General features: G+C 68.3%; 16 protein-coding genes. 13 read left to right on the plus strand and 3 right to left on the minus strand.

Annotated elements, in window-relative coordinates:
• Positions 1-2: 2 nt before the first annotated feature.
• The gene (locus DSM104443_RS09365; RefSeq protein ID WP_171091578.1) at positions 3-1,058 is read left to right on the plus strand and encodes a hypothetical protein; all 1,056 of its coding nucleotides are present in this window, start codon (positions 3-5) and stop codon (positions 1,056-1,058) included.
• Here the strand turns inward: DSM104443_RS09365 and DSM104443_RS09370 are convergent.
• Positions 1,055-3,313 carry a tetratricopeptide repeat protein gene (locus tag DSM104443_RS09370; RefSeq protein WP_171091581.1) on the minus strand — a complete coding sequence of 753 codons (2,259 nt, stop codon included), beginning with the start codon at positions 3,311-3,313 and terminating at the stop codon, positions 1,055-1,057. The two genes, DSM104443_RS09365 and DSM104443_RS09370, sit on opposite strands and share 4 nt — an antisense overlap.
• A gap of 35 nt (positions 3,314-3,348) precedes the next feature.
• Here DSM104443_RS09370 and lpdA point away from each other — a divergent pair, with 35 nt between their 5' ends.
• Genes lpdA through DSM104443_RS09395 form a run of 5 tightly spaced genes read left to right on the plus strand, consistent with a single transcriptional unit; the run spans position 3,349 to position 9,832 of the window.
• Complete coding sequence (lpdA, locus tag DSM104443_RS09375; protein WP_171091583.1) at positions 3,349-4,779, plus strand: dihydrolipoyl dehydrogenase; 1,431 nt, start codon at positions 3,349-3,351, stop codon at positions 4,777-4,779.
• A complete protein-coding gene (gene zapE / locus DSM104443_RS09380; protein WP_171091584.1) occupies positions 4,779-5,996 on the plus strand; it encodes a cell division protein ZapE in 1,218 nt (405 codons plus the stop codon). Before lpdA ends, zapE begins: the two co-directional genes overlap by 1 nt.
• Positions 5,993-6,967, plus strand: coding sequence for an acrylyl-CoA reductase (NADPH) (gene acuI / locus DSM104443_RS09385; protein ID WP_171091586.1), 975 nt, complete (start codon positions 5,993-5,995; stop codon positions 6,965-6,967). Before zapE ends, acuI begins: the two co-directional genes overlap by 4 nt.
• A gap of 2 nt (positions 6,968-6,969) precedes the next feature.
• Entirely contained in the window at positions 6,970-7,923 is a 954-nt protein-coding gene (locus tag DSM104443_RS09390) for a tripartite tricarboxylate transporter substrate binding protein (protein WP_171091588.1), read from the plus strand.
• Positions 7,924-7,942: 19 nt separating this feature from the next.
• Complete coding sequence (locus DSM104443_RS09395) at positions 7,943-9,832, plus strand: propionate--CoA ligase (RefSeq protein WP_171091589.1); 1,890 nt, start codon at positions 7,943-7,945, stop codon at positions 9,830-9,832.
• A gap of 63 nt (positions 9,833-9,895) precedes the next feature.
• Here the strand turns inward: DSM104443_RS09395 and DSM104443_RS09400 are convergent, their stop codons facing one another.
• Entirely contained in the window at positions 9,896-10,369 is a 474-nt protein-coding gene (locus DSM104443_RS09400) for a DUF3617 domain-containing protein (protein WP_171091590.1), read from the minus strand.
• Between the two features lie 108 nt (positions 10,370-10,477).
• Between DSM104443_RS09400 and pabB the strand changes: the two genes are divergently transcribed.
• The 6 genes from pabB to DSM104443_RS22035 all read left to right on the plus strand — a co-directional run bounded on the left by pabB (position 10,478) and on the right by DSM104443_RS22035 (position 17,595).
• On the plus strand, positions 10,478-12,433 hold the full coding sequence (pabB, locus tag DSM104443_RS09405; RefSeq protein ID WP_171091591.1) for an aminodeoxychorismate synthase component I: 1,956 nt from the start codon (positions 10,478-10,480) through the stop codon (positions 12,431-12,433).
• Positions 12,430-13,314, plus strand: a complete 885-nt coding sequence (folD, locus tag DSM104443_RS09410; RefSeq protein WP_171091592.1) for a bifunctional methylenetetrahydrofolate dehydrogenase/methenyltetrahydrofolate cyclohydrolase FolD — start codon at positions 12,430-12,432, stop codon at positions 13,312-13,314. The genes pabB and folD overlap by 4 nt, the downstream gene beginning before the upstream one ends.
• Positions 13,315-13,328: 14 nt before the next feature.
• Entirely contained in the window at positions 13,329-14,963 is a 1,635-nt protein-coding gene (locus DSM104443_RS09415; RefSeq protein WP_171096350.1) for an acyl-CoA synthetase, read from the plus strand.
• On the plus strand, positions 14,960-15,793 hold the full coding sequence (locus DSM104443_RS09420; protein WP_171091593.1) for an alpha/beta fold hydrolase: 834 nt from the start codon (positions 14,960-14,962) through the stop codon (positions 15,791-15,793). Before DSM104443_RS09415 ends, DSM104443_RS09420 begins: the two co-directional genes overlap by 4 nt.
• 1 nt (position 15,794) lies before the next feature.
• Positions 15,795-17,378, plus strand: coding sequence for a phytoene desaturase family protein (locus DSM104443_RS09425; RefSeq protein ID WP_212757066.1), 1,584 nt, complete (start codon positions 15,795-15,797; stop codon positions 17,376-17,378).
• An 88-nt stretch (positions 17,379-17,466) separates the two neighbouring features.
• Positions 17,467-17,595, plus strand: coding sequence for a hypothetical protein (locus DSM104443_RS22035; RefSeq protein WP_281359560.1), 129 nt, complete (start codon positions 17,467-17,469; stop codon positions 17,593-17,595).
• 12 nt (positions 17,596-17,607) lie between these two features.
• Here the strand turns inward: DSM104443_RS22035 and DSM104443_RS09430 are convergent, their stop codons facing one another.
• Positions 17,608-18,390: an enoyl-CoA hydratase gene (locus tag DSM104443_RS09430; protein WP_212757068.1), complete on the minus strand. Its 783-nt coding sequence runs from the start codon at positions 18,388-18,390 to the stop codon at positions 17,608-17,610.
• A gap of 134 nt (positions 18,391-18,524) precedes the next feature.
• On the opposite strand from DSM104443_RS09430, the gene DSM104443_RS09435 reads away from it, so the two are divergent.
• On the plus strand, positions 18,525-19,895 hold the full coding sequence (locus DSM104443_RS09435) for a tetratricopeptide repeat protein (RefSeq protein WP_171091594.1): 1,371 nt from the start codon (positions 18,525-18,527) through the stop codon (positions 19,893-19,895).
• Positions 19,896-19,907 lie beyond the last annotated feature (12 nt).

Consider the following 19,907-nt stretch of genomic DNA (forward strand, 5'->3'; position numbering starts at 1 on the left):
GGATGTTCGGTTTCCTCAAGGGACGGCGAAAGGAAGGGCCTGCGTCCGACCCGCAGCAGGTTCCCGACGCCGCGCCCGCCGCGGCCGGGCATCCCGGCCTCGAGCCCTTCGTCTACGCCGACCACATGGATTTCAACGAGGGCCTGCCGCATGTGCGCTGGCCGGACGTGCACGAGTGGATCGCGCCGCTCGACGAGGCGGGAAGGAACGCCGCGTGGGAAGCCTGCAACCTGGGCTGGCTGCTGCACCTGCGCGATGCCCTGGGCGAGGGATACCACGTCACCCGCTCACCGGCCGCGCTCGTGATGTCGTCGATGCCGCCCGCCGACCTGAAGTCCGTGCATGGACTCGTGGGTCTCATCGCGCAGCGCATCCCCAAGGTGCTGGTCGGGATCGTCGAGCCGCCGGATGACGGCCGCGAGGTGCTCGTCGTCTTCGACGACCAGGACACCTACTATCGCTATGCCTCGATGTTCGATCCGGAGGGCGGCGAGTACGCCTTCTCCTCGGGCCGCTACATCGGCGGCTGGGCGAGCTACTTCATGACGACGCGCGACGATCCGCACGCGGTGGAGCCGGTGATCGCGCATGAGATGACGCATGCCTTCCTCTCGCACTTGCCGTTGCCGCTGTGGCTGAACGAAGGCCTCGCCGTGAACACGGAGGCGCGGCTGAGCCGGCCGATGGGAAGGCAGTTCACGCCGCAGGAGATGCATGCGAAGCACCAGCGCTTCTGGGGGCCCGACGAGATGCAGCAGCTGTGGTCCGGCACGTCGTTTCGCCGCCCGGACGAGGGCAACATGCTTTCGTACGACCTCGCGCGGATCCTCGTGGACAAGATGTCGGCGGACTGGGAGCGCTTCGCTGCATTCGCGCTCGAGGCCGACTGGTCCGACGGCGGCGCGGCCGCGGCGCTCAAGCACTACGGCATCGGGTTGGGCCAGGTCGCTTCCGTCCTGTTGGAACGGGAGCCGGATCCGTCGTTCGAGCCCGATCCCGCCCGATGGGAGCAGCCCGCGGAGCGCGCGCCCGAAAGGACCGCGGCTTCGATCGGCTAGGTGTCCCGGCGCGCGGCGTGAAGGCGCGCGTAGAGGGCTTCCAGGTCGCGCGCGAAGCGCGTGGCATCGAAGAGCGGCTCCGTGGCGCGATTCCGTTCCAGCTTCTCCCTCAGCTGGCGCAGGGCTCCCGCGTCCTGCGCGAGACGCACGGCGAGCGCCTCGTACTCAGGCAGCGTTTCCGTCACCAGCTCCGGCAATCCCACCGCGCGAAGCAGGCTCGCGGCCACGCGGCCGGGGAATGCATCGCCGAGGCAGGTGATGCCGGGCACGCCGGCCAGCAGCGTGTCGCTCGTGGTGGCGTGGCCGTTGTAGTGATACGTGTCGAGGAAGAGATCGGCGTTGCGCACGCGCGCAAGGTGCTGCGCCAGCGGCACGCGGGGCGCGAACACGAGCCGTTCCGGGTCGATGCCGCGTGACTTTGCCTCGCGTCGCAGGTTCTCCGCGGCGATCGCCTCGCTCTCCACCATCCACAGCACGCTGCCGGGCACGGCGGCGAGGATCCGCATCCACGCCGAGAAGACGTCGGGCGTGATCTTCGCCTTGTTGTTGAAGCAGCAGAACACCAAGCCACGCTCGGGCAATCCCACCGCCGTGCGCGCCGGCACCTCCGCGGCGATCTCGCGGCCCAGGTCGTTCACCTGGTAGGTCACGGGCAGGCGTGCGATCCGCTCGGTGTAGTACGGCTCGTCCGTCGGCGGCACCACGGTCTCGTCGGCAATCACGTAGTCCATGCAGCTCGTGCCCATCGTTCCGGGAAAGCCGAGGTACTGGGCCTGGATCGGCGCGGCGCGGCGCGCGAAGATCCCCAGCCGCGCGTGCGTCGTGTGTCCCATCAAATCGATCGCGATGTCGAGCTCGTGCTGGCGGGCCAGGGCGACGATGTCGGCGTCGGATCGCGCGCGCACATCGTCGAAATGGTCGAACGCGCGCTCGAGCCGCTTCCGCGTCGCGTCTCCCGTGTCGGGCCCGAACGAGTACGCGAAGGTCTCCACCTTCGAGCGGTCGTGGCGCTCGGCGAGGGGGGCGACGAGGTAGGCCACCGGATGGTTGCGGAAGTCGGCGGAGAAATAGCCGATGCGCAGGCGCTGGTGCCCGTAGGCGGGCCGGTCCCAGGCCGCGATCGGCGTCGAGCGAAGCACGTCGCGGGCGCACAGCTCGGCGCACTTGCGACGAATGTCCGGTGGCACGGGCACGGCGCACAGCACGAACGCCTCCGCGGCGAGCTTGCCGGCGGCGATCGCGTCGGCCACACCCGCGATGCGGCCCTCGAGCCCGGTCCAGTCGCACAGGTGCATCTGGATGTGGAGGCGATGGCCGGGGTTGTACGGCAGCTCCGGAGCGAGTTCGATCGCGCGGTCGTAGTCGGCGAGGGCCTGGGCGTGGCGCTTCATCTCGTTCAGCGTGGCGCCGCGATTCGCGTACGCCTCGGCGTATCCCGCATCGAGCTCGATCGCGCGCCCGTAGGCGGCGAGCGCTTCGGAAGCGCGGCCCAGCTTGTCCAGCGCGATCCCGAGGTTGTTGTGGAAGCGGGCATTGCCGGGCTCGCGCTGCACGGCGCGCTCCAGCAGGTCCACCGCTTCGGCCGATTCGCCGCGCTCGTTCAGCACGACCGCGAGGCTGCTCATCGCGCGGGCGAAGCGGGGGTCGATCTTCAGCGCGGCCCGGTAGTCCTGGATCGCGAGCTCGGCATTGCCCATCCGATAGAACGCATAGCCGCGGTTGTGGAGGCCCGTCGTGTCGCGGGGGTTGGCGGCAAGGCCCCGGGCATAGTGCGCGACGGCATCGCCGGGACGTCCCATGTCGACGAGCAGGTCGCCGATCTCGCGCCGGAGCTCGGGATCGTCGGGCGTCTTGCCGGCAGCGCGCTCGAAGCTCGCCATCGCCTCGTCGTGCCGCCCGAGGTAGCGGAGCGCAATCCCGAGGTTTCGCAGCACCACGGGATTACCCGGTTCCAGCGCGAGGGTTTTCTCGTGGCAGGCGAGGGCGTTGGTAAAATCACCGCTGGCGTTGTAGGCGACGCCGAGGTTGGACCAGGCGAACGCGACGCCGGGCGCCACCTCGACGCAGCGGCGCAGGAAGCCGATGGCCGCCTGGGGCGCGCCCGCCTGCAGCTCCACCACGCCGGCCAGGTGCAGGGCTTCGGCATGCGTGGGTGCAGTGGCAAGCAGGCGGTGAAGGATGCCCCGTGCCTCTGGTAGGCTCCCCTGCTGCAGGTGCTGCATGGCGTTCTTGATCGCGTCGGACAGCGTCTCCATCTTCGAATTCTAAGGTTTAACGAACGGAATCCCCCATGTCCCAAGCTTTCGACGTTGTCGTCATCGGTGCCGGCCCCGGCGGCTACATCGCCGCGATCCGCGCGGCGCAACTCGGTTTCAAGACCGCCTGCATCGAGGGCTGGAAGAACCCGAAGCAGCAGCTCAAGCTGGGCGGCACCTGCCTGAACGTCGGCTGCATCCCGTCGAAGGCCCTGCTGGCCTCGTCGGAATCCTACGAGCACGTCCAGCACGGGTTGGAGGAGCACGGCATCACCGTCGGCGGCGCGAAGCTCGACCTCGGCAAGATGCAGGCGCGCAAGGACTCCATCGTCGACAAGATGACCAAGGGCATCGAGTTCCTCTTCAAGAAGAACAAGATCACGTGGCTGCATGGATTCGGTGCCTTCGCTTCGGGCGGCGAGGGCGGCTACACGCTCGAGGTCACGAACGACGGCAAGAAGGAAACCGTGCAGGCCAAGTACGTGATCATCGCCACGGGCTCCAAGGCGCGCCACCTGCCCAACGTGCCGGTGGACAACGTGCAGGTGTGCGACAACGAAGGCGCGCTCGCTTTCGGCACCGTGCCCAAGAAGCTGGGCGTAATCGGCGCCGGCGTGATCGGCCTGGAGCTCGGCAGCGTATGGCGCCGCCTCGGCGCGGAAGTCACGGTGCTGGAGGCATTGCCCGCGTTCCTGGGCGCGGCCGACGAGTCCATCGCCAAGGAAGCGGCGAAAGTCTTCGCGAAGCAGGGCCTCGGCATCCAGACCGGCATCAAGGTCGACAAGGTCACGACCCGCAAGACCGGCGTCGTGGTCGACTACACCAACGACAAGGGCCTCGCGCAGAAGCTCGAGTGCGACAAGCTGATCGTCTCCATCGGCCGCATCCCCAACACCGACGGGCTGGGCGCGGTCACCGTGGGCCTCAAGGTCGATGCGCGGGGCTTCGTCGAAGTGGACGGCCATTGCCGCACGAACCTGCCGAATGTCTTCGCGATCGGCGACGTGGTGCGCGGCCCGATGCTCGCGCACAAGGCCGAGGATGAAGGCGTGCTCGTGGCCGAGATCATCGCGGGCCAGAAGCCGCACATGGACTACGACACGATTCCCTGGATCATCTACACCAGCCCCGAGATCGCCTGGGTCGGCAAGACCGAGCAGCAGTGCAAGGCCGAAGGCCTCGCGGTTCGCACCGGCCAGTTCCCGTTCTCCATCAACGGCCGCGCGCTCGGCACGGGCCAGACCGCGGGCTTCGTGAAGATCATCGCGGATGCCGCGACCGATCGCGTGGTCGGCATGCACATCCTCCACGCCCATGCGTCGGACCTCATCCAGGAAGGGGTCACGACGATGGAGTTCAAGGGCGCCGCGGAGGACATCGCGCGCATCGTGCATGGCCATCCGACGCTTTCGGAGGTGGTACGCGAGGCGGCGCTGGCGCTCGACAAGAGGTCGCTCAACAGCTGATGCAAGCGCCCGACGACTTCGAGATCCCCGAGATCGATGAGGAAGTCGATGACGGCTCGCGTTTCTCCGGACCCCTCGAGTGGTACTGGCACTTCAGCCAGCGCGCCGATTTCAGCGCCGACGCCGACCAGTTGAAGGTGCTGAACGAGCTGGAGCGCCTCTTCGGCGAGCTCGAGGACTACCGGCAATACCGCTCGGGGCCCCTGAACCGCCTCGTGACCACGCTGGGCGCGGGGAAGAAGCCGCCGCGCGGCATGTACATCTGGGGCGGCGTGGGGCGCGGCAAGTCGCTCATGATGGATGCGTTCTTCAAGGTCTCGCGCCACCGCCGCAAGCGGCGCGTGCACTTCCACGAGTTCATGCGCGAGATCCACGCGCGCCTGCGCCAGCTCTCCGGCGAGGAGAATCCCATCGAGGCCGTGTCCACGGAGATCGCGAAGGAGACGCGCCTGCTCGCCTTCGACGAGTTCCACGTGAGCGACATCGCCGACGCGATGATCCTCGGCCGGCTCCTCGAGAAGCTGATCGAGAAGGGCGTCGTGATCGTGCTCACCTCGAACTACAAGCCCGACGACCTCTATCCGAACGGCCTGCAGCGCGAGCGCTTCCTGCCCGCCATCCGCGTGCTGAACGAGAACCTCGACGTGCTGCATCTCGGCGGGGGCACCGACCATCGCCGCCGCCTCCTGGACGAGCTCAAGGTCTACTACTCGCCCATCGACGAGCAGGCCGATGCCAACCTCGCCCGCTTCTTCGAGGCGATGACCAAGGCCACGTACACGGAGAACGGCACGATCGAGATCGGCAACCGGCCGGTGCTGTACCGCCGGCGCGCCAAGGGCGTGATCTGGTTCGCGTTCTCCGAGCTCTTCGAGAAGCCGCGCTCGCAGGTGGACTACCTCGAGATCGCGAGCGCGTACCACACGGTCCTCATCTCGGGCGTGCCGCAGATGAAGGCCGAGAAGACCGACGTCATCCGCCGCTTCACGTGGATGGTGGACGTCTTCTACGACCAGCGCGTGAAGCTGGTGCTCTCCGCCGAGGTGCCGCCGGAGGAGCTGGTCGCGCCCGTGACGGAGCAGACCGGCCCGCAGAAGATGGTGCGCACGGAGTTCGCGCGCACCGCGAGCCGCCTGCGCGAGATGCAGTCCAAGGACTACTTCTCGCGCAAGCACGCCTCCGCCGCCAATCCGCAGGTCCTCCAGGCGAAAGCATGAAAGCCATCTACCTTACGAAGGACCCGTTCTCCGCGCGCATCGCGGATATCGACGAGGCGCAGCTCCCCGAGGGCGATGTGCTCGTGAAGGTCGACTACTCGTCGATCAACTACAAGGACGGCCTCGCGATCACCAACACCTCGCCCGTGGTCCGGGTGTGGCCGATGGTCGCGGGCATCGATGGCGCCGGCACCGTCGAGACGAGCGCGCATCCGCTCTTCAAGGCGGGCGACCGCGTGATCCTCACCAGCTGGGGCGTGGGCGAGGTGCATTGGGGCTGCCTCGCGCAGAAGGCGCGCCTCAAGGGCGACTGGCTGGTGAAGCTTCCCGAAGGCATGACCGCGCGCGAGGCCATGGCCATCGGCACGGCGGGGTTCACGGCCATGCTCTGCACGATGAAGTTGGAGCAGCTTGGCGTGACGCCCGCGTCCGGAGACATCCTCGTTACAGGAGCGTCAGGCGGCGTGGGCAGCGTGGCGATCGCGATCCTCGCGAAGCTGGGTTATCGCGTCGTCGCTTCCACCGGCCGCCTGGGCGAGACGGACTACTTGAAATCGCTCGGTGCCGCGGAGGTGATGGACCGCAAGGCCTTGGGAGAAGCGGGCAAGCCGCTGCAGAAGGAGCGCTGGGCGGGTGTCGTGGATTCCGTCGGCAGCCATACGCTCGCCAACGCGTGCGCGCAGACGAAGGCCGAAGGCGTCGTCACAGCGTGCGGCCTCGCCCAGGGCATGGACCTTCCCTCCACCGTGGCGCCGTTCATCTTGCGGGGCGTAACGCTCGCGGGCATCAACAGCGTGACGGCGCCGCGGCCGATCCGCGAGCGTGCGTGGGCGCGCATCGCGAAGGACCTCGACCGCAAGCTCCTCGCGTCGATGACGGAAGAGACGAACCTCGAAGGCGCGCTGGCCGCGGCGCCGAAGATCCTCGCCGGCCAGGTGCGCGGCCGGCTCGTCGTGGACGTGAATCGCTAGCCATGCGACGCCTCCTCGCACTTCTCGTCCTCGCCGCCGCGACGCATGCGTTCGCGGAGGGGCCGAGCGGCCGCCCGATCCGCATCCTCGTCGGCGTGCCGCCGGGCGCCACCACCGACTATCTCGCCCGCATGGTGGCCCAGGAGATCGTGCGCGACGGCTATGCCTCGGTCTTCGTCGAGAACCGGCCCGGCGCCGGCGGCACGATCGCCGCCCGGGAGGTTGCGAACGCCGTGGCCGACGGGCACACGCTCCTCTTCACCGGCACCGCGCACAGCGTGAACCCGGCGCTCTATGGCGCGAAGCTTCCCTTCGACGCGCTGCAGGACTTCACGCCGATCATCCTCATGGCGAGCGGTCCCTCGGTGCTCATCGCGTCGAGCGATCTCCCGGTGCGCAATGCCCGCGAGCTGATCGAGCTCGCGCGGTCGCAGCCCGGCAAGCTCGAGTTCGCGGTCGGCGGCTTTGGCTCCTCGATCCACATGTCCGGCGAGCTCTTCAAGATGATGGCGCACGTGGACATCCTCAACGTGCCGTACACGGGGAGCGCCCCGGCGCTGTCGGACGTCGTCGGTGGCCAGGTGAAGCTCATGTTCGCGCCGCTGCTCAATGCCCTGCCGCAGGTGAAGTCGGGTCGGGTGCGCGCGCTCGGCGTGACGAGCGCGCAGCGCGTGGCGGCGCTGCCGGACGTCGCACCCATCGCCTGCGTCCTGCCGGGCTTCGAGAGCGCCGCGTACTTCGGTCTGCTCGGTCCGGCGAAGTTGCCCGCGGATATCGTGACCCGCCTCAACGCGGCGGCGGCCCGTGCGGCGCGCCTGCCCCAGGTGCGCGCGCGGCTCGAGGCGGACGGTACGACGGTCGTGGCCGGCACGCCGGAGGAATTCCGCACGTTCCTCGTCGACGACATCCAGAAGTGGCGCCGCGTCGTGCAGCTCACCGGCGCGAAGCCCGAATGATTCCCGTTCGCCGGCTGCCATGACGACCTATCGGGATTTCCACGCCCGGTCGCTGTCTGATCCCGAGGGCTTCTGGGCCGAGCAGGCGGCGCTCATCGAATGGCGCAAGCCCTTCGCGAAGGTGCTCGACGCCGCGAAGCCGCCGTTTCGCACCTGGTTCGCGGGCGGCGAGACCAACCTCGCGCACAACGCGCTCGACCGTCACCTCGCCACGCGCGGCGCGCAGGACGCGCTGGTGTGGATCTCCACGGAGACCGACGAGACGCGCCGCTTCACGTACGCCGAGCTGCATGCCGAGGTGAACCGCTTCGCCGCGGCGCTCGCGGCGCAGGGCGTGGGCCGCGGCGACCGCGTGCTGATCTACATGCCGATGGTCCCCGAGGCCGTGTTCGCGATGCTGGCCACGGTGCGGCTCGGGGCCATCCACTCTGTCGTGTTCGGCGGCTTTGCCGCGGCAAGCCTCGCGGCCCGCATCGACGACGCGCGCCCGAAGGTGATGGTGACGGGCGATGCCGGCAGTCGCATGGGCAAGCGCATCGCGCTGAAGCCGCTCGTCGATGAATCGATCCGGCTCTCCACCTCGCCGCCCGCGAAGGTCATCGTCTGCGACCGCGGGCTGGTGCCGGTCGAGATGACCCCGGGGCGCGACCTCTCGTGGGCCGCGCTTCGCGAGCAGCATCGCGATGCGAAGGTCCCGTGCACGTGGCTGGAGTCGAGCGAGACGTCGTACATCCTCTACACCAGCGGCACCACCGGCAAGCCCAAGGGCGTGCAGCGCGACACGGGCGGCTATGCGGTTGCGCTCGCTGCGTCCATGAAGCACATCTTCTGCTCGAAGCCGGGCGAGGCGTATTTCTGCACCTCCGACATCGGGTGGGTCGTCGGCCACTCGTACATCGTCTACGGGCCGCTCATCAACGGTTCCACCACGATCATGTACGAGGGCGTGCCGATGCGGCCGGACGCCGGCATCTGGTGGAAGATCGTGCAGGACTGGAAGGTGACCTCGATGTTCTCGTCGCCGACCGCGATCCGCGTGCTGAAGAAGCAGGATCCGAAGTTCATGCGCGACTACGACGTCTCGTCGCTCAAGTTCCTCTTCCTCGCCGGCGAGCCGCTCGACGAGCCGACCGCGCGCTGGGTCTCGGATAACCTCGGTGTGCCGATCGTCGACAACTACTGGCAGACCGAATCGGGCTGGCCGATCCTCACGGCGTGCCCCGGCGTGGAGGACACGCCGCGCAAGTTCGGATCGCCGTCGTTTCCCGCCTACGGCTACCGCGTGAAGCTGAAGCACGAGGAGACCGGCCGCGAGGTCGGCGCGAACGAGAAGGGCGTGCTCTGCATCGTGCCGCCGCTGCCGCCGGGCGGCATGACGACCATCTGGGGCGACGACGAGCGCTACGTGCAGACCTACTACACGTCGTTCGGCGACGAGATGGTCTACACCACGTTCGACTGGGCGACGCGCGACGAGGACGGCTACTACTTCGTGCTCGGCCGCACCGACGACGTCATCAACTGCGCCGGGCATCGCCTCGGCACGCGCGAGATCGAGGAGGCGGTGCAGGCGAACGCGAGCGTGGCCGAGGTTGCCGTCGTGGGCGTGATCGATGCGCTGAAGGGCCAGGTGCCCATCGCCTTCGCGGTGATGAAGGATGCGTCGAAGGTCGCCACCCCGGAGGGTGCGGCGGCCTGCGAGAAGGAGATCATGGCGACGGTGGACCGCGAGATCGGCGCCATCGCCCGGCCCTCCCGCGTGTGCTTCGTCACGGTGCTGCCGAAGACACGCTCGGGGAAGTTGCTCCGCCGCTCCATCCAGGCGATCTGCGAGGGCCGCGATCCCGGCGACCTCACGACCATCGAGGACCCCGCGGCCCTCGACCAGATCAAGGCGGCGCTGAAGTGAGTCGTCCCCGCGTAGGCGGGGACCCAGTCGCTGGATTCCCGCCTGCGCGGGAATGACGAGGAGCTACTTCTTGGCGGCGGCGGGGCAGGGGCCGACGTACTTGCCGGTCATGCTCTGGTTCATGTTGATCATCTGGCCGTTCTGGTCCATCGCCATCTTCTGCTTCATCGCGAACGTGCCATCCCCGAACGTCATGTTGACGTCGGAGGTCATCTTGGGCTGCTTGGTGCACTCCATCGTGTAGCTCGCCGTGTTGCCGGACATCTTCATGTTCTTCACCGTGCAGCCGTCGGGGAGCTTCCCGTCCTTGGTGCCGAGCCCGCCGTTCTCGACGTCCTGCGGCGTGATGCAGTGCTGGAACGTGCGCTCGGGCATCTTCATGCCGGGCGGCATGCCGGGAACGCCATCCATCTGCATCTTGTATTCCCAGTTCCCTTCCTTGATCTTGCCCTTGAAGCCCGCGAACGGGTTGTCCTGGGCGGCGGCGGGCAGGGCGACGGCGCAGGCGACGGCGGCGGCAAAAAGGGTGCGGTTCATCGTGGGACGGGCCTTTGCGGGAAAAATGATGCGCGAAGCATAGCATCGGCCCGCCGCCACCTAACCCACGTCAAGGTTCCGGCCGTGTCACCCCGTAAAATGGGTCTCATGGCGCGCCCGATCGAGCTCCCCTACGACGAAGCCACCCGCTGCGCCGAGCGCCATGCGTGGTTCGAGTCCGTGCGGCCGCTCGGCTGGGCGGTGTTCCTGGACAGCGGCGATCCGGCCCGCACCACCGGGCGCTATGACGTCATCGCCGCCGAACCGCTGTCCACGCGCATCGTGGCACCGGGGGAGGACGCGTTCGCAGCGGCGCGCGCGCTCTGCATCGAATCCGGCACCGCGTCGCATGCGGAGGGCTGGCCCATCGCGGGCGGGGTCATCGGCTACTTCGGCTACGAGCTGGGACGCGGCGCGGCGAAGCTTCCGGTCGAGAAGGCCGGCACCACGCCGCTGATGCCCGAAGCGGCCATCGGCCTCTATGCATGGACGCTCGTGATCGACCACCGCGCCCGCCGCGCCGCGATCACGTCGCTCGACCGCTTCACCGACGCCGAAGCCGCGGCATTGCGCCAGCGCATCCTCGCGAAGCCGCCGCAACGCGAGCCATTCCGCGTGCTGGGCGAGATCGCTTCGACGCTCGACCGCGAGGCCTACCTGCCGCGGGCCCAGCGCGTCATCGACTACATCCACGCCGGCGACTGCTACCAGTCGAACCTCACGCGCGAGTTCCACGTCGGATATTCCGGCGACCCCTGGGATCTCTACCGCCACCTGCACGATACGAACCCCGCACCCATGGGGGCGTTCCTCGAATATCCGTTCGGTGCCGTGCTCTCCAGCTCGCCGGAGCGCTTCGTCACCGTGGAAGGCCGCGAGGTCGTCACCAAGCCCATCAAGGGCACGCGCCGCCGCCGGGCGGACCCGGTGCAGGACGCCGCCGCCCGCGCCGAGCTGCTCGCCTCCACGAAGGACCGTGCCGAGAACGTGATGATCGTGGACCTGCTGCGAAACGACCTGGGCCGCGTGTGCGAGCCGGGGAGCGTCGCCACGCGCGAGATCTGCAAGCTGGAGAGCTTCGCGACCGTGCATCACCTGGTGAGCACCATCACGGGCCGCCTCGCCGAAGGCCGCGACGCGCTGCACCTGCTCGAAGCCTCCTTCCCCGGCGGCTCCATCACCGGGGCGCCCAAGAAGCGCGCGATGGAGATCATCGACGAGCTGGAGCCCCACCGCCGCGAGGTGTATTGCGGCGCCATCGGCTACCTCACGGCCGCGGGGCGCATGGACATGAACATCCCGATCCGCACGACGGTGTGCGCGAAGGGGGAGCTGCGGTTCTACGCCGGCGGCGGGATCGTGGCGGATTCGTCGCCGGAAGCCGAGTACGAGGAGACCGAAGTGAAGATCGCCGCGATCCGCAGCGCCCTGCAGCGCTTCGCCGTTCCCGCGCCCCCCGATCCGCAGAAGTCGGAGCTGCGCCGCGATTTCATCGCGAAGCGCGACGCCCTGTTCGCCAACGGCAGCGCGGGCTTTTCGTCCCGCGTGATCGCGCGGCTGCGCGCGTTGCCCGAGTACCGTTCGGCCAAGGCGGTGCTCGCCACGCTCAACATCGGCAAGGAATGGGACACGCGCTCGTTCGCCGAGGCCGTGATCGCCGACGGCAAGAAGCTCATCCTGCCGCGCGTCGTGAAGCAGCCGCGCATGCTCGAGCTCTACGAGGTGCGCGACCTCGGAGCCGATCTCAAGCCCGGCGTGTGGGGCATCGAGGAGCCGGACCCGGAGCGCTGCCGCCGCACCGACATCACTGAGGTCGACTTTGCGCTCGTTCCCGCGCTCGCCGTCGACCGCGACGGCTATCGCATCGGCTACGGCGCCGGCTACTTCGACCGCCTGCTGGCCGGGAGCCCCGCGCACCAGATGCGCGTCGTGGGCATGCCCGCCGCGCTCTTCGTCGACAAGGTCCCGCACGAAGCGCACGACATCGCGGTCGACGCCGTGATGACCGAGACCGAATTCCACCGAATTTCCACCCGTCATCCCCGCGCGAACCCCGACCCATGACCGCTCGCATCCTCGATGGCAAGGCCATCGCCGCCGAATTCCGCAACGAGTGCGCCGTGCGCGTACAACGCCTGAAGGAGGAGAAGGGCCTCGTGCCCGGCATCGCCGTCGTCATCGTGGGCGACGACCCGGCGAGCAAGGTGTACGTCCGCAACAAGGCGCAGGCGTGCGAGGCGATCGGCATGCATTCCGAAGTGCATCCGCTGCCGGCCGAGACGACGCAGGCGCACCTCCTCGCATTCATCCACGCCCTCAATGCCGCTCCGGCCATCCACGGCATCCTCGTGCAGCTGCCGTTGCCCAAGCACATCGACGGCCAGGCGCTGATCGAGGCCATCGATCCCGCGAAGGACGTCGACGGCTTCCATCAGGCGAACCTGGGCGGGCTCATCACCGGCCATCCGGCGTTCTATCCGTGCACGCCGTGGGGCGTGATGAAGCTGCTCGAGCACACCGGCATCCCCATCGAGGGAAAGAGCGCCGTCGTGATCGGCCGGTCCAACATCGTCGGCAAGCCGATGGGGCTGATGCTCGTTCACGCCGGCGCCACCACCACGATCTGCCACCGCAAGACGCAGGATCTCGCGTTCCATACGCGGCAGGCGGACATCCTCGTCGCCGCGGTCGGCAAGGCGGGACTCGTGACCGGCGACATGCTGAAGCCCGGCGCCGTCGTGGTCGACGTGGGCATCAACCGCCTGGCGAACGGCAAGCTGGCCGGGGACGTGGATTTCGAGACCGCCTCGCAGGTCGCCTCCTGGATCACCCCCGTGCCGGGCGGCGTCGGACCGATGACGATCGCGATGCTCCTCGGGAACACGGTAAAGTCGGCGGAACGCGCCGCCGGACTCGGGACGGGCGCGGAGACGCGAATCGCCTGAGGAGAGCCTTGCCGGTGGTTGGAGCCTACGAGTCGGGACTCGAGCGCAATCCCGCGAACTACGCACCGCTCACGCCGGTGTCGTTCCTTGCAAAAGCCGCGGCGGTCTTCCCGGAGCGCGTGGCCATCATCCACGGGCCGCTACGCCGGACGTGGGCCCAGGTCTACAGCCGCAGCCGGCAGCTCGCCTCGGCCCTCGCGAAGCGCGGCATCCGCCACGGCGACACGGTCGCCGCGATGCTTCCCAACATTCCCGCGATGATCGAGCTGCACTTCGGCCCCGCCATGTTCGGCGCCGTGCTGAACACGCTCAACACCCGGCTCGATGCCGAGGCCATCGCCTTCATGCTCGACCACGGCGAGGCCAAGGTGCTGTTCACCGACCGCGAGTTCTCGCCCGTGGTCGCGAAGGCCCTCGCGCTCGCGAAGGTGAAGCCCCTGGTGGTGGATGTCGACGACGCGCTCTTCACCGGTGGCGAGCTGCTGGGCTCGCTCGAGTACGAGGCGCTGCTGGCCGAAGGCGATCCGGGTTTCGAATGGCAGGCCCCGCCCGACGAGTGGGATGCGATCACGCTCAACTACACGTCGGGCACGACGGGCAACCCCAAGGGTGTGGTCTACCACTATCGCGGCGCGTACCTGAACGCGCTCAGCAACATCGTCGACTGGTCGATGCCGCACCACGCGGTGTACCTGTGGACGCTGCCGATGTTCCATTGCAACGGCTGGTGCTTCAACTGGACGCTGGCGGCGATCGCGGGCACGAGTGTCTGCCTTCGCAGGGTCGAAGCGAAGGCGATCCTCGACCTCATTCGCGACCACCGCGTGACGCACTACTGCGGAGCGCCGATCGTCCACTCGATGCTGGTCAACGCACCCGCGGAGATGAAGCGCGGCATCGTGCACGAGGTCGCGGCGCTGGTGGCCGCCGCCGCGCCGCCGGCCGCGATGATCGAGGGCATGGCTACGATGGGCTTTCGCCTCACCCACGTGTACGGGCTCACCGAGACGTACGGCCCCGCGTCCGTGTGCGCGAAGCATCCGGAGTGGACGAAGCTTCCGATCGAGGAGCAGGTGCGCCTGAACGGCCGGCAGGGCGTGGCGTATCTGCTGCAAGAGGGCATGGACATCCTCGACCCGCACACGATGCAGCCCGTGCCGCGCGACGGCGAGACGATGGGCGAGATCATGTTCCGCGGCAACATCACGATGAAGGGTTACCTCAAGAACCCCGCGGCGAGCGCGGAGGCGTTTCGCGGCGGCTGGTTCCACACCGGCGACCTCGGGGTCATGCATCCGGACGGCTATGCGAAGATCAAGGACCGCTCGAAGGACGTGATCATCTCGGGCGGCGAGAACATCTCCTCGCAAGAGGTCGAGGACGTGCTGCACAGCCATCCCGCGGTGATGATGGCCGCCGTCGTCGCGCAGCCCGACGCGAAGTGGGGCGAGACGCCGTGCGCCTTCATCGAGCTGAAGGAAGGCGCCTCGGCTTCGGTCGAAGGCATCATCGAGTTCTGCCGATCGCGCATGGCCCGCTTCAAGGTGCCGAAGACCGTCGTGTTCGGCGCGCTGCCCAAGACGTCCACCGGCAAGATCCAGAAGTTCATCCTGCGCGAACGCGCCAAATCCACCCAGGCCATCGAATGAAAGAGCAGAAGATCCTCACGCTGGACCCCCACGGCTTCCACCACATCGCCTACACCGAGTGGGGCGACCCGTCGAAGCCGCTCCTGGTCTGCGTGCATGGCCTGACGCGCAACGGCCGCGACTTCGACTACCTCGCCGAGCGGCTCTCCGACGCGTACCACGTCGTGTGCCCGGACGTGGTCGGCCGCGGCAAGAGCGACTGGCTGCGCGTGAAGACGGACTATGGCTACCCCGTGTACCTGAACGACATCTCGGCGCTCATCGCCAAGATGGGGGTGGAGGAGGTGCACTGGGTCGGCACGTCGATGGGCGGCATCATCGGCATGCTGATGGCGGGCATCCCGGGCTCGCCGGTGAAGAAGCTCGTGATGAACGACGTGGGCTCGTTCATTCCCAAGGCGGCGCTGGAGCGCCTCGGCCAATACGTCGGCACCACGCCTTCGTTCGATTCGCTCGAAGCCCTCACCGCCGCCGTGCGCAGCGTGAGCCCCTTCGGAGCGCTCACCGATGCGCAGTGGACGCAGATCGCGCAGAGCGCCTCGAAGCAGGATGCCAGCGGCAAATGGGTGTTCCGCTACGACCCGGGCATCGCCGAGACCTTCAAGGGCGCGCCGTTCAGCGACGTCGACATGCGTCACTTCTGGAATGCGATCCCGTGCCCGGTGCTGGTCGTGCGCGGCGACGGCTCCGACCTGCTGCCGGCCGAGACGCTCGAGGAGATGAAGAAGCGCCCGAACACGCAGGCCTACGTCGTCGCCAACACGGGCCACGCGCCGATGCTGATGGACGACGCGCAGGTGGACGTGATCCGCAAGTTCCTGCTGGGCTAGCGTGGCGAAGGTGCCGTACGACGCGGTCATCATCGGCGCGGGGCACAACGGCCTCGCCTGCGCCTGCTATCTCGCCGCGGCCCACCTGAAGGTCTGCATGGTCGAGCGCCGCGATGTCGTGGGCGGCGCCGCGGTGACCGAGGAATTCCATCCCGGCTTCCGCAATTCCACCGCGTCGTACACGGTGAGCCTGCTGAATCCGAAGGTGATCCGCGACTTGAAGCTCGCCGAGCATGGCCTCCGCGTGGTGGAGCGCCCGTTCTCCAACTTCCTGCCGCTGGACGATGGCGCTTCGATTCGCGTGGGCGGAGGCCTCGAGGCCACGCAGCGCGAGGTGGCGCGATTCTCGAAGGCCGATGCCGAACGCCTGCCCGCGTACTACGAGCGGCTCGACCGCGTGGCCGACGTGCTGCGCGATCTCCTGCTCGAAACACCGCCCAACGTCGGCGGCGGCATCCGCGACCTCTTCGCCGGCTGGAAGGTCTCGCGCAAGCTGAACGCCCTGCCGATGGCCGCCAAGCGCGACGTGCTCGACCTCTTCACGATGTCCGCGGGCGACTGGCTCGACCGCACGTTCGAGTCCGAGCCGATCAAGGCATGCTTCGGCTTCGACAGCGTGGTCGGCAACTTCGCGAGCCCGTACACGCCCGGCAGCGCCTACGTGCTGCTGCACCACGTCTTCGGCGAGGTGAACGGCAAGAAGGGCATCTGGGGCCACGCCATCGGCGGCATGGGGGCGATCACGCAGGCGATGCGCAAGGAGGCCGAGGCGCGTGGCGTGGAGATCCGCACCGGCCAGGGCGTGGCGCGCATCCTGGAGGAGGGCGGCCGCGCTACGGGCATCGCACTTGCGGACGGCACGGAGATCGCGGCGCGCTGCGTGGTCTCGAACCTGAACCCGCGGCTCCTCCCGGGTCTCGTAGGCGCCGCTTCGGCCGCCGCGTTCGAGCCCTTCACCCACTACGATTGCGAGAGCGCGACGCTGCGCATGAACGTGGCGCTCTCCGAGCTCCCCGATTTCACCGCCGCCCCCGGCAAGGCGCGCCAGCCCCACCACAGCTCCGGAATCATCATGGCGCCCACGCTCGCCTACATGGACCGCGCCCACGCCAGCGCGCGTGCGGACGGGTGGTCGGCCGAGCCCATCGTCGAGATCCTGATCCCCAGCACGGTGGACGACACGCTGGCCCCGCCGGGGCAGCACGTGGCGAGCCTGTTCTGCCAGCACTTCCGCTATCGCCTGCCGGACGGCCGCTCCTGGGACGACGAGCGCGAGCGAGCGGCCGACGCGGCCATCGACCTCGTCACCCGCCACGCTCCCAACTTCAAGGCGAGCGTGCTGGGCCGGCGCGTCCTCACCCCGCTCGACCTCGAGCGCACCTTCGGCCTCGTGGGGGGCGACATCTTCCACGGCAAGCTGTCGCTGAACCAGCTCTTCAGCGCCCGCCCCATCCTGGGGCACGGCAACTACCGCCTGCCGCTGGCGGGCCTGTACCTGTGCGGCTCGGGGGCCCACCCCGGCGGGGGCGTCACCGGCGTACCCGGGCACAACGCCGCCCTGGAGGTCGTTCGCGACCTGCGGTGAATTTTCGGCACCCGGGAGGCTGCACAGTCGGTCGGCGCATCCGGAACGCCCGCGTAACGTACGTTCGGTCACTACGCGGAGAAACACCATGCGATTGCGCCCGGTTCTCGTCACCGCCACCGTCCTCGGACTGTGCGCGGCCACGCTCTACGCCTTCTGGACGCCCACCCAGCAGCGCGACCTGGTGATCCCGCCGGTCAGCGCCCCGGTCCGCTAGGTGGCGTGGCGCTCAGGCCTTCCAGGATGGGGGGCGTTTCCCCAGGAAGGCATCGACGCCCTCCCGGGCTTCCGCGGACCCCATGTCCGAAGCGATCGCCCGCGACGCCTCCTCGTAGGCGGCCCGCATCCCGGCCTCGAGCTGGCGGTAGAACAGGGCCTTTCCCGAAGCGAGGGACGCCCGCGGGCGGGCCTTCAGCGTGCTGGCGTACTCGCGCACGGATTCCATGAGCAGGGCGGCCGGCTCCACCCGGTTCACCAGGCCCCAGTCCAGCGCCGTTTCCGCCTCGATGAATTCCCCCGTGAACAGCATCTCGGCAGCGCGCTTGCGCGAGACGTTGCGCGTGAGCGCGACGGCGGGCGTGGAGCAGAAGAGGCCCAGGTTGATGCCGGAGACGGCGAAGCGCGCGTTGTCGGCGGCGATCGCGAGGTCGCACTGCGCGACCAGCTGGCAGCCCGCGGCGGTGGCCAGGCCATTCACCGCGGCGATGACCGGCTGGGGCAGGGCGATGAGCTTCTGCATCATCGCGCTGCACGAGGCGAAGAGCGCCGCCACCGTTTCCGGGGATGCCCCGTGCATCTCCTTCAGGTCGTGTCCCGAGCAGAAGGCGCTGCCGCTGCCGGTGATCACCACCACCCGCACCGACTCGTCGGTGGCCAGCTTGTCGAGCTCGGAATGGAGTGCCGCCAGCATCGCCGAGGACAGGGCGTTGAACTGGCGCGGCCGGTTCAGCGTGAGGGTCGCCACGCCGTCTTCGACGCGCGCGAGCAGGCCCGAATCGGAACGGTCATCCATGCGCGTCATTATCGCACCCATGCATCGGGCGCCGTTCATTGCGTCCGAGGGGCAACGGGAATAACATCGGACCAAGCCGCCTGATTCTTAAGGCTAATTTTACAGCGCGGCACCAACAAAAAGGCCCCACTTCCATGATCGTCCTCCGTACCGTCCGAGCAATGGCGCTGCTCGCCGGGCTCTCCTACGCATTGGGTGCGTGGGCCGCCGATCCGCAGGTCCTGGAGCGCGCGCGCAAGCTCCTCGCCGAGAACAACCCCAAGCAGGCCTACGTCGAGCTGATGTCGGCGCAGGACCTCACGGGCACCCCGGAATACGACTACCTCCTCGGCGTCGCGGCGCTGGACAGCGGCAAGTTCGAGGACGCGATCATCGCCTTCGAACGCGTGCTGGCCATCAACCCGAACCACGCCGGAGCGCAGATGGACCTCGGCCGCGCCTACTTCGCGCTCGGCTCCTACGATCTCGCGGAAACGGCGTTCAAGCGCCTGAAGACGGCCAACCCGCCGGCGCCCGCGCTGCAGGCGCTGAACCAGTATCTCGAGGCGATCCAGGTTCGCCGCCGCGAGATCAACCCGGGCTGGACCGGCTTCGCCGAGATGCAGATCGGGTACGACAGCAACCTGACCGGCGTGCCCGGCGATTTCGGCGCCGCCTCGCAGCAGTCGTTCAACATCACCGTCGATCCCACCGGCAACTCGATCAAGCGCGATGCGGCGTACGTCGAAGCCCTGGGCTACCTCGAGTATTCCTATCCCCTCTCGCGCGGCTGGAGCCTCTTCGCGGGCGGCGGCGCACGCGGCCGGGCCTACCACGACGAATCGGACTTCGACATCCTCTCCGGCGATCTTCGTGCCGGCGCGGCGCTCAACCAGGGCCCCTCGCAGTGGAGGGCCTCGGTCGGCTACCAGAAGTACACGCAGGACGGCGACGCCCCCGGCGAGCCGCAGCCCACCAACGACCGCAACACCGCCAACGCGATGTTCGAGTGGCGCCATTCGCTCGACACGCGCAACCAGGTCGGCGTGGGGCTGCAGCTCACGTCGGTGCGCTTCCCCGACAACAAGATCGACGACTTCGACCAGGTCTACCTCTCGGCCTCGTGGCTGCGCAGCTTCGAGGGCAAGGGCACGCCGCTCGTCTACCTCTCGGTCTTCGGCACCAACGACAACGCCAAGAACACCTTCGACGACGGCGTGACCGACAAGAGCAAGAACCTCGCGGGCGGCCGCGTGTACGGCCAGTACTCGTTCAGCCCCAAGCTCTATACGTTCGGCGCGGTGGGCTACGTGTACCGCCGCGACAAGGACGAATTCGCCCGCTCGACCGTCGTGGCCCGAGGCCGCGACCAGTTCGCCGAGCTGCTGGGCGGGGTCACTTGGCAATTCATGGAGAAGTGCGCCGTGCGGGCTCAGTGGTCCTACACGCGCAACGCATCCAATATCGACATTTTCGACTATGACCGTAACGAGGTTTCGACCGCCGTGCGGTGCGACCTGTTCTAGCCCGAAAGGCCA

It is taken from the genome of Usitatibacter rugosus (assembly GCF_013003965.1).
Taxonomy (GTDB): Bacteria; Pseudomonadota; Gammaproteobacteria; order Burkholderiales; family Usitatibacteraceae; genus Usitatibacter; species Usitatibacter rugosus.

Bases quoted from the DNA above. Each gene is read 5' to 3' on its own strand.
- folD (WP_171091592.1), top strand. From the start codon at position 12,430: ATGACCGCTCGCATCCTCGATGGCAAGGCCATCGCCGCCGAATTCCGC.
- DSM104443_RS09430 (WP_212757068.1), bottom strand. From the start codon at position 18,390: ATGGATGACCGTTCCGATTCGGGCCTGCTCGCGCGCGTCGAAGACGGC.
- DSM104443_RS09365 (WP_171091578.1), top strand. From the start codon at position 3: ATGTTCGGTTTCCTCAAGGGACGGCGAAAGGAAGGGCCTGCGTCCGAC.
- DSM104443_RS09370 (WP_171091581.1), bottom strand. From the start codon at position 3,313: ATGGAGACGCTGTCCGACGCGATCAAGAACGCCATGCAGCACCTGCAG.
- DSM104443_RS09400 (WP_171091590.1), bottom strand. From the start codon at position 10,369: ATGAACCGCACCCTTTTTGCCGCCGCCGTCGCCTGCGCCGTCGCCCTG.
- DSM104443_RS09395 (WP_171091589.1), top strand. From the start codon at position 7,943: ATGACGACCTATCGGGATTTCCACGCCCGGTCGCTGTCTGATCCCGAG.
- DSM104443_RS22035 (WP_281359560.1), top strand. From the start codon at position 17,467: ATGCGATTGCGCCCGGTTCTCGTCACCGCCACCGTCCTCGGACTGTGC.
- zapE (WP_171091584.1), top strand. From the start codon at position 4,779: ATGCAAGCGCCCGACGACTTCGAGATCCCCGAGATCGATGAGGAAGTC.
- acuI (WP_171091586.1), top strand. From the start codon at position 5,993: ATGAAAGCCATCTACCTTACGAAGGACCCGTTCTCCGCGCGCATCGCG.
- lpdA (WP_171091583.1), top strand. From the start codon at position 3,349: ATGTCCCAAGCTTTCGACGTTGTCGTCATCGGTGCCGGCCCCGGCGGC.
- DSM104443_RS09420 (WP_171091593.1), top strand. From the start codon at position 14,960: ATGAAAGAGCAGAAGATCCTCACGCTGGACCCCCACGGCTTCCACCAC.
- DSM104443_RS09435 (WP_171091594.1), top strand. From the start codon at position 18,525: ATGATCGTCCTCCGTACCGTCCGAGCAATGGCGCTGCTCGCCGGGCTC.
- DSM104443_RS09390 (WP_171091588.1), top strand. From the start codon at position 6,970: ATGCGACGCCTCCTCGCACTTCTCGTCCTCGCCGCCGCGACGCATGCG.
- pabB (WP_171091591.1), top strand. From the start codon at position 10,478: ATGGCGCGCCCGATCGAGCTCCCCTACGACGAAGCCACCCGCTGCGCC.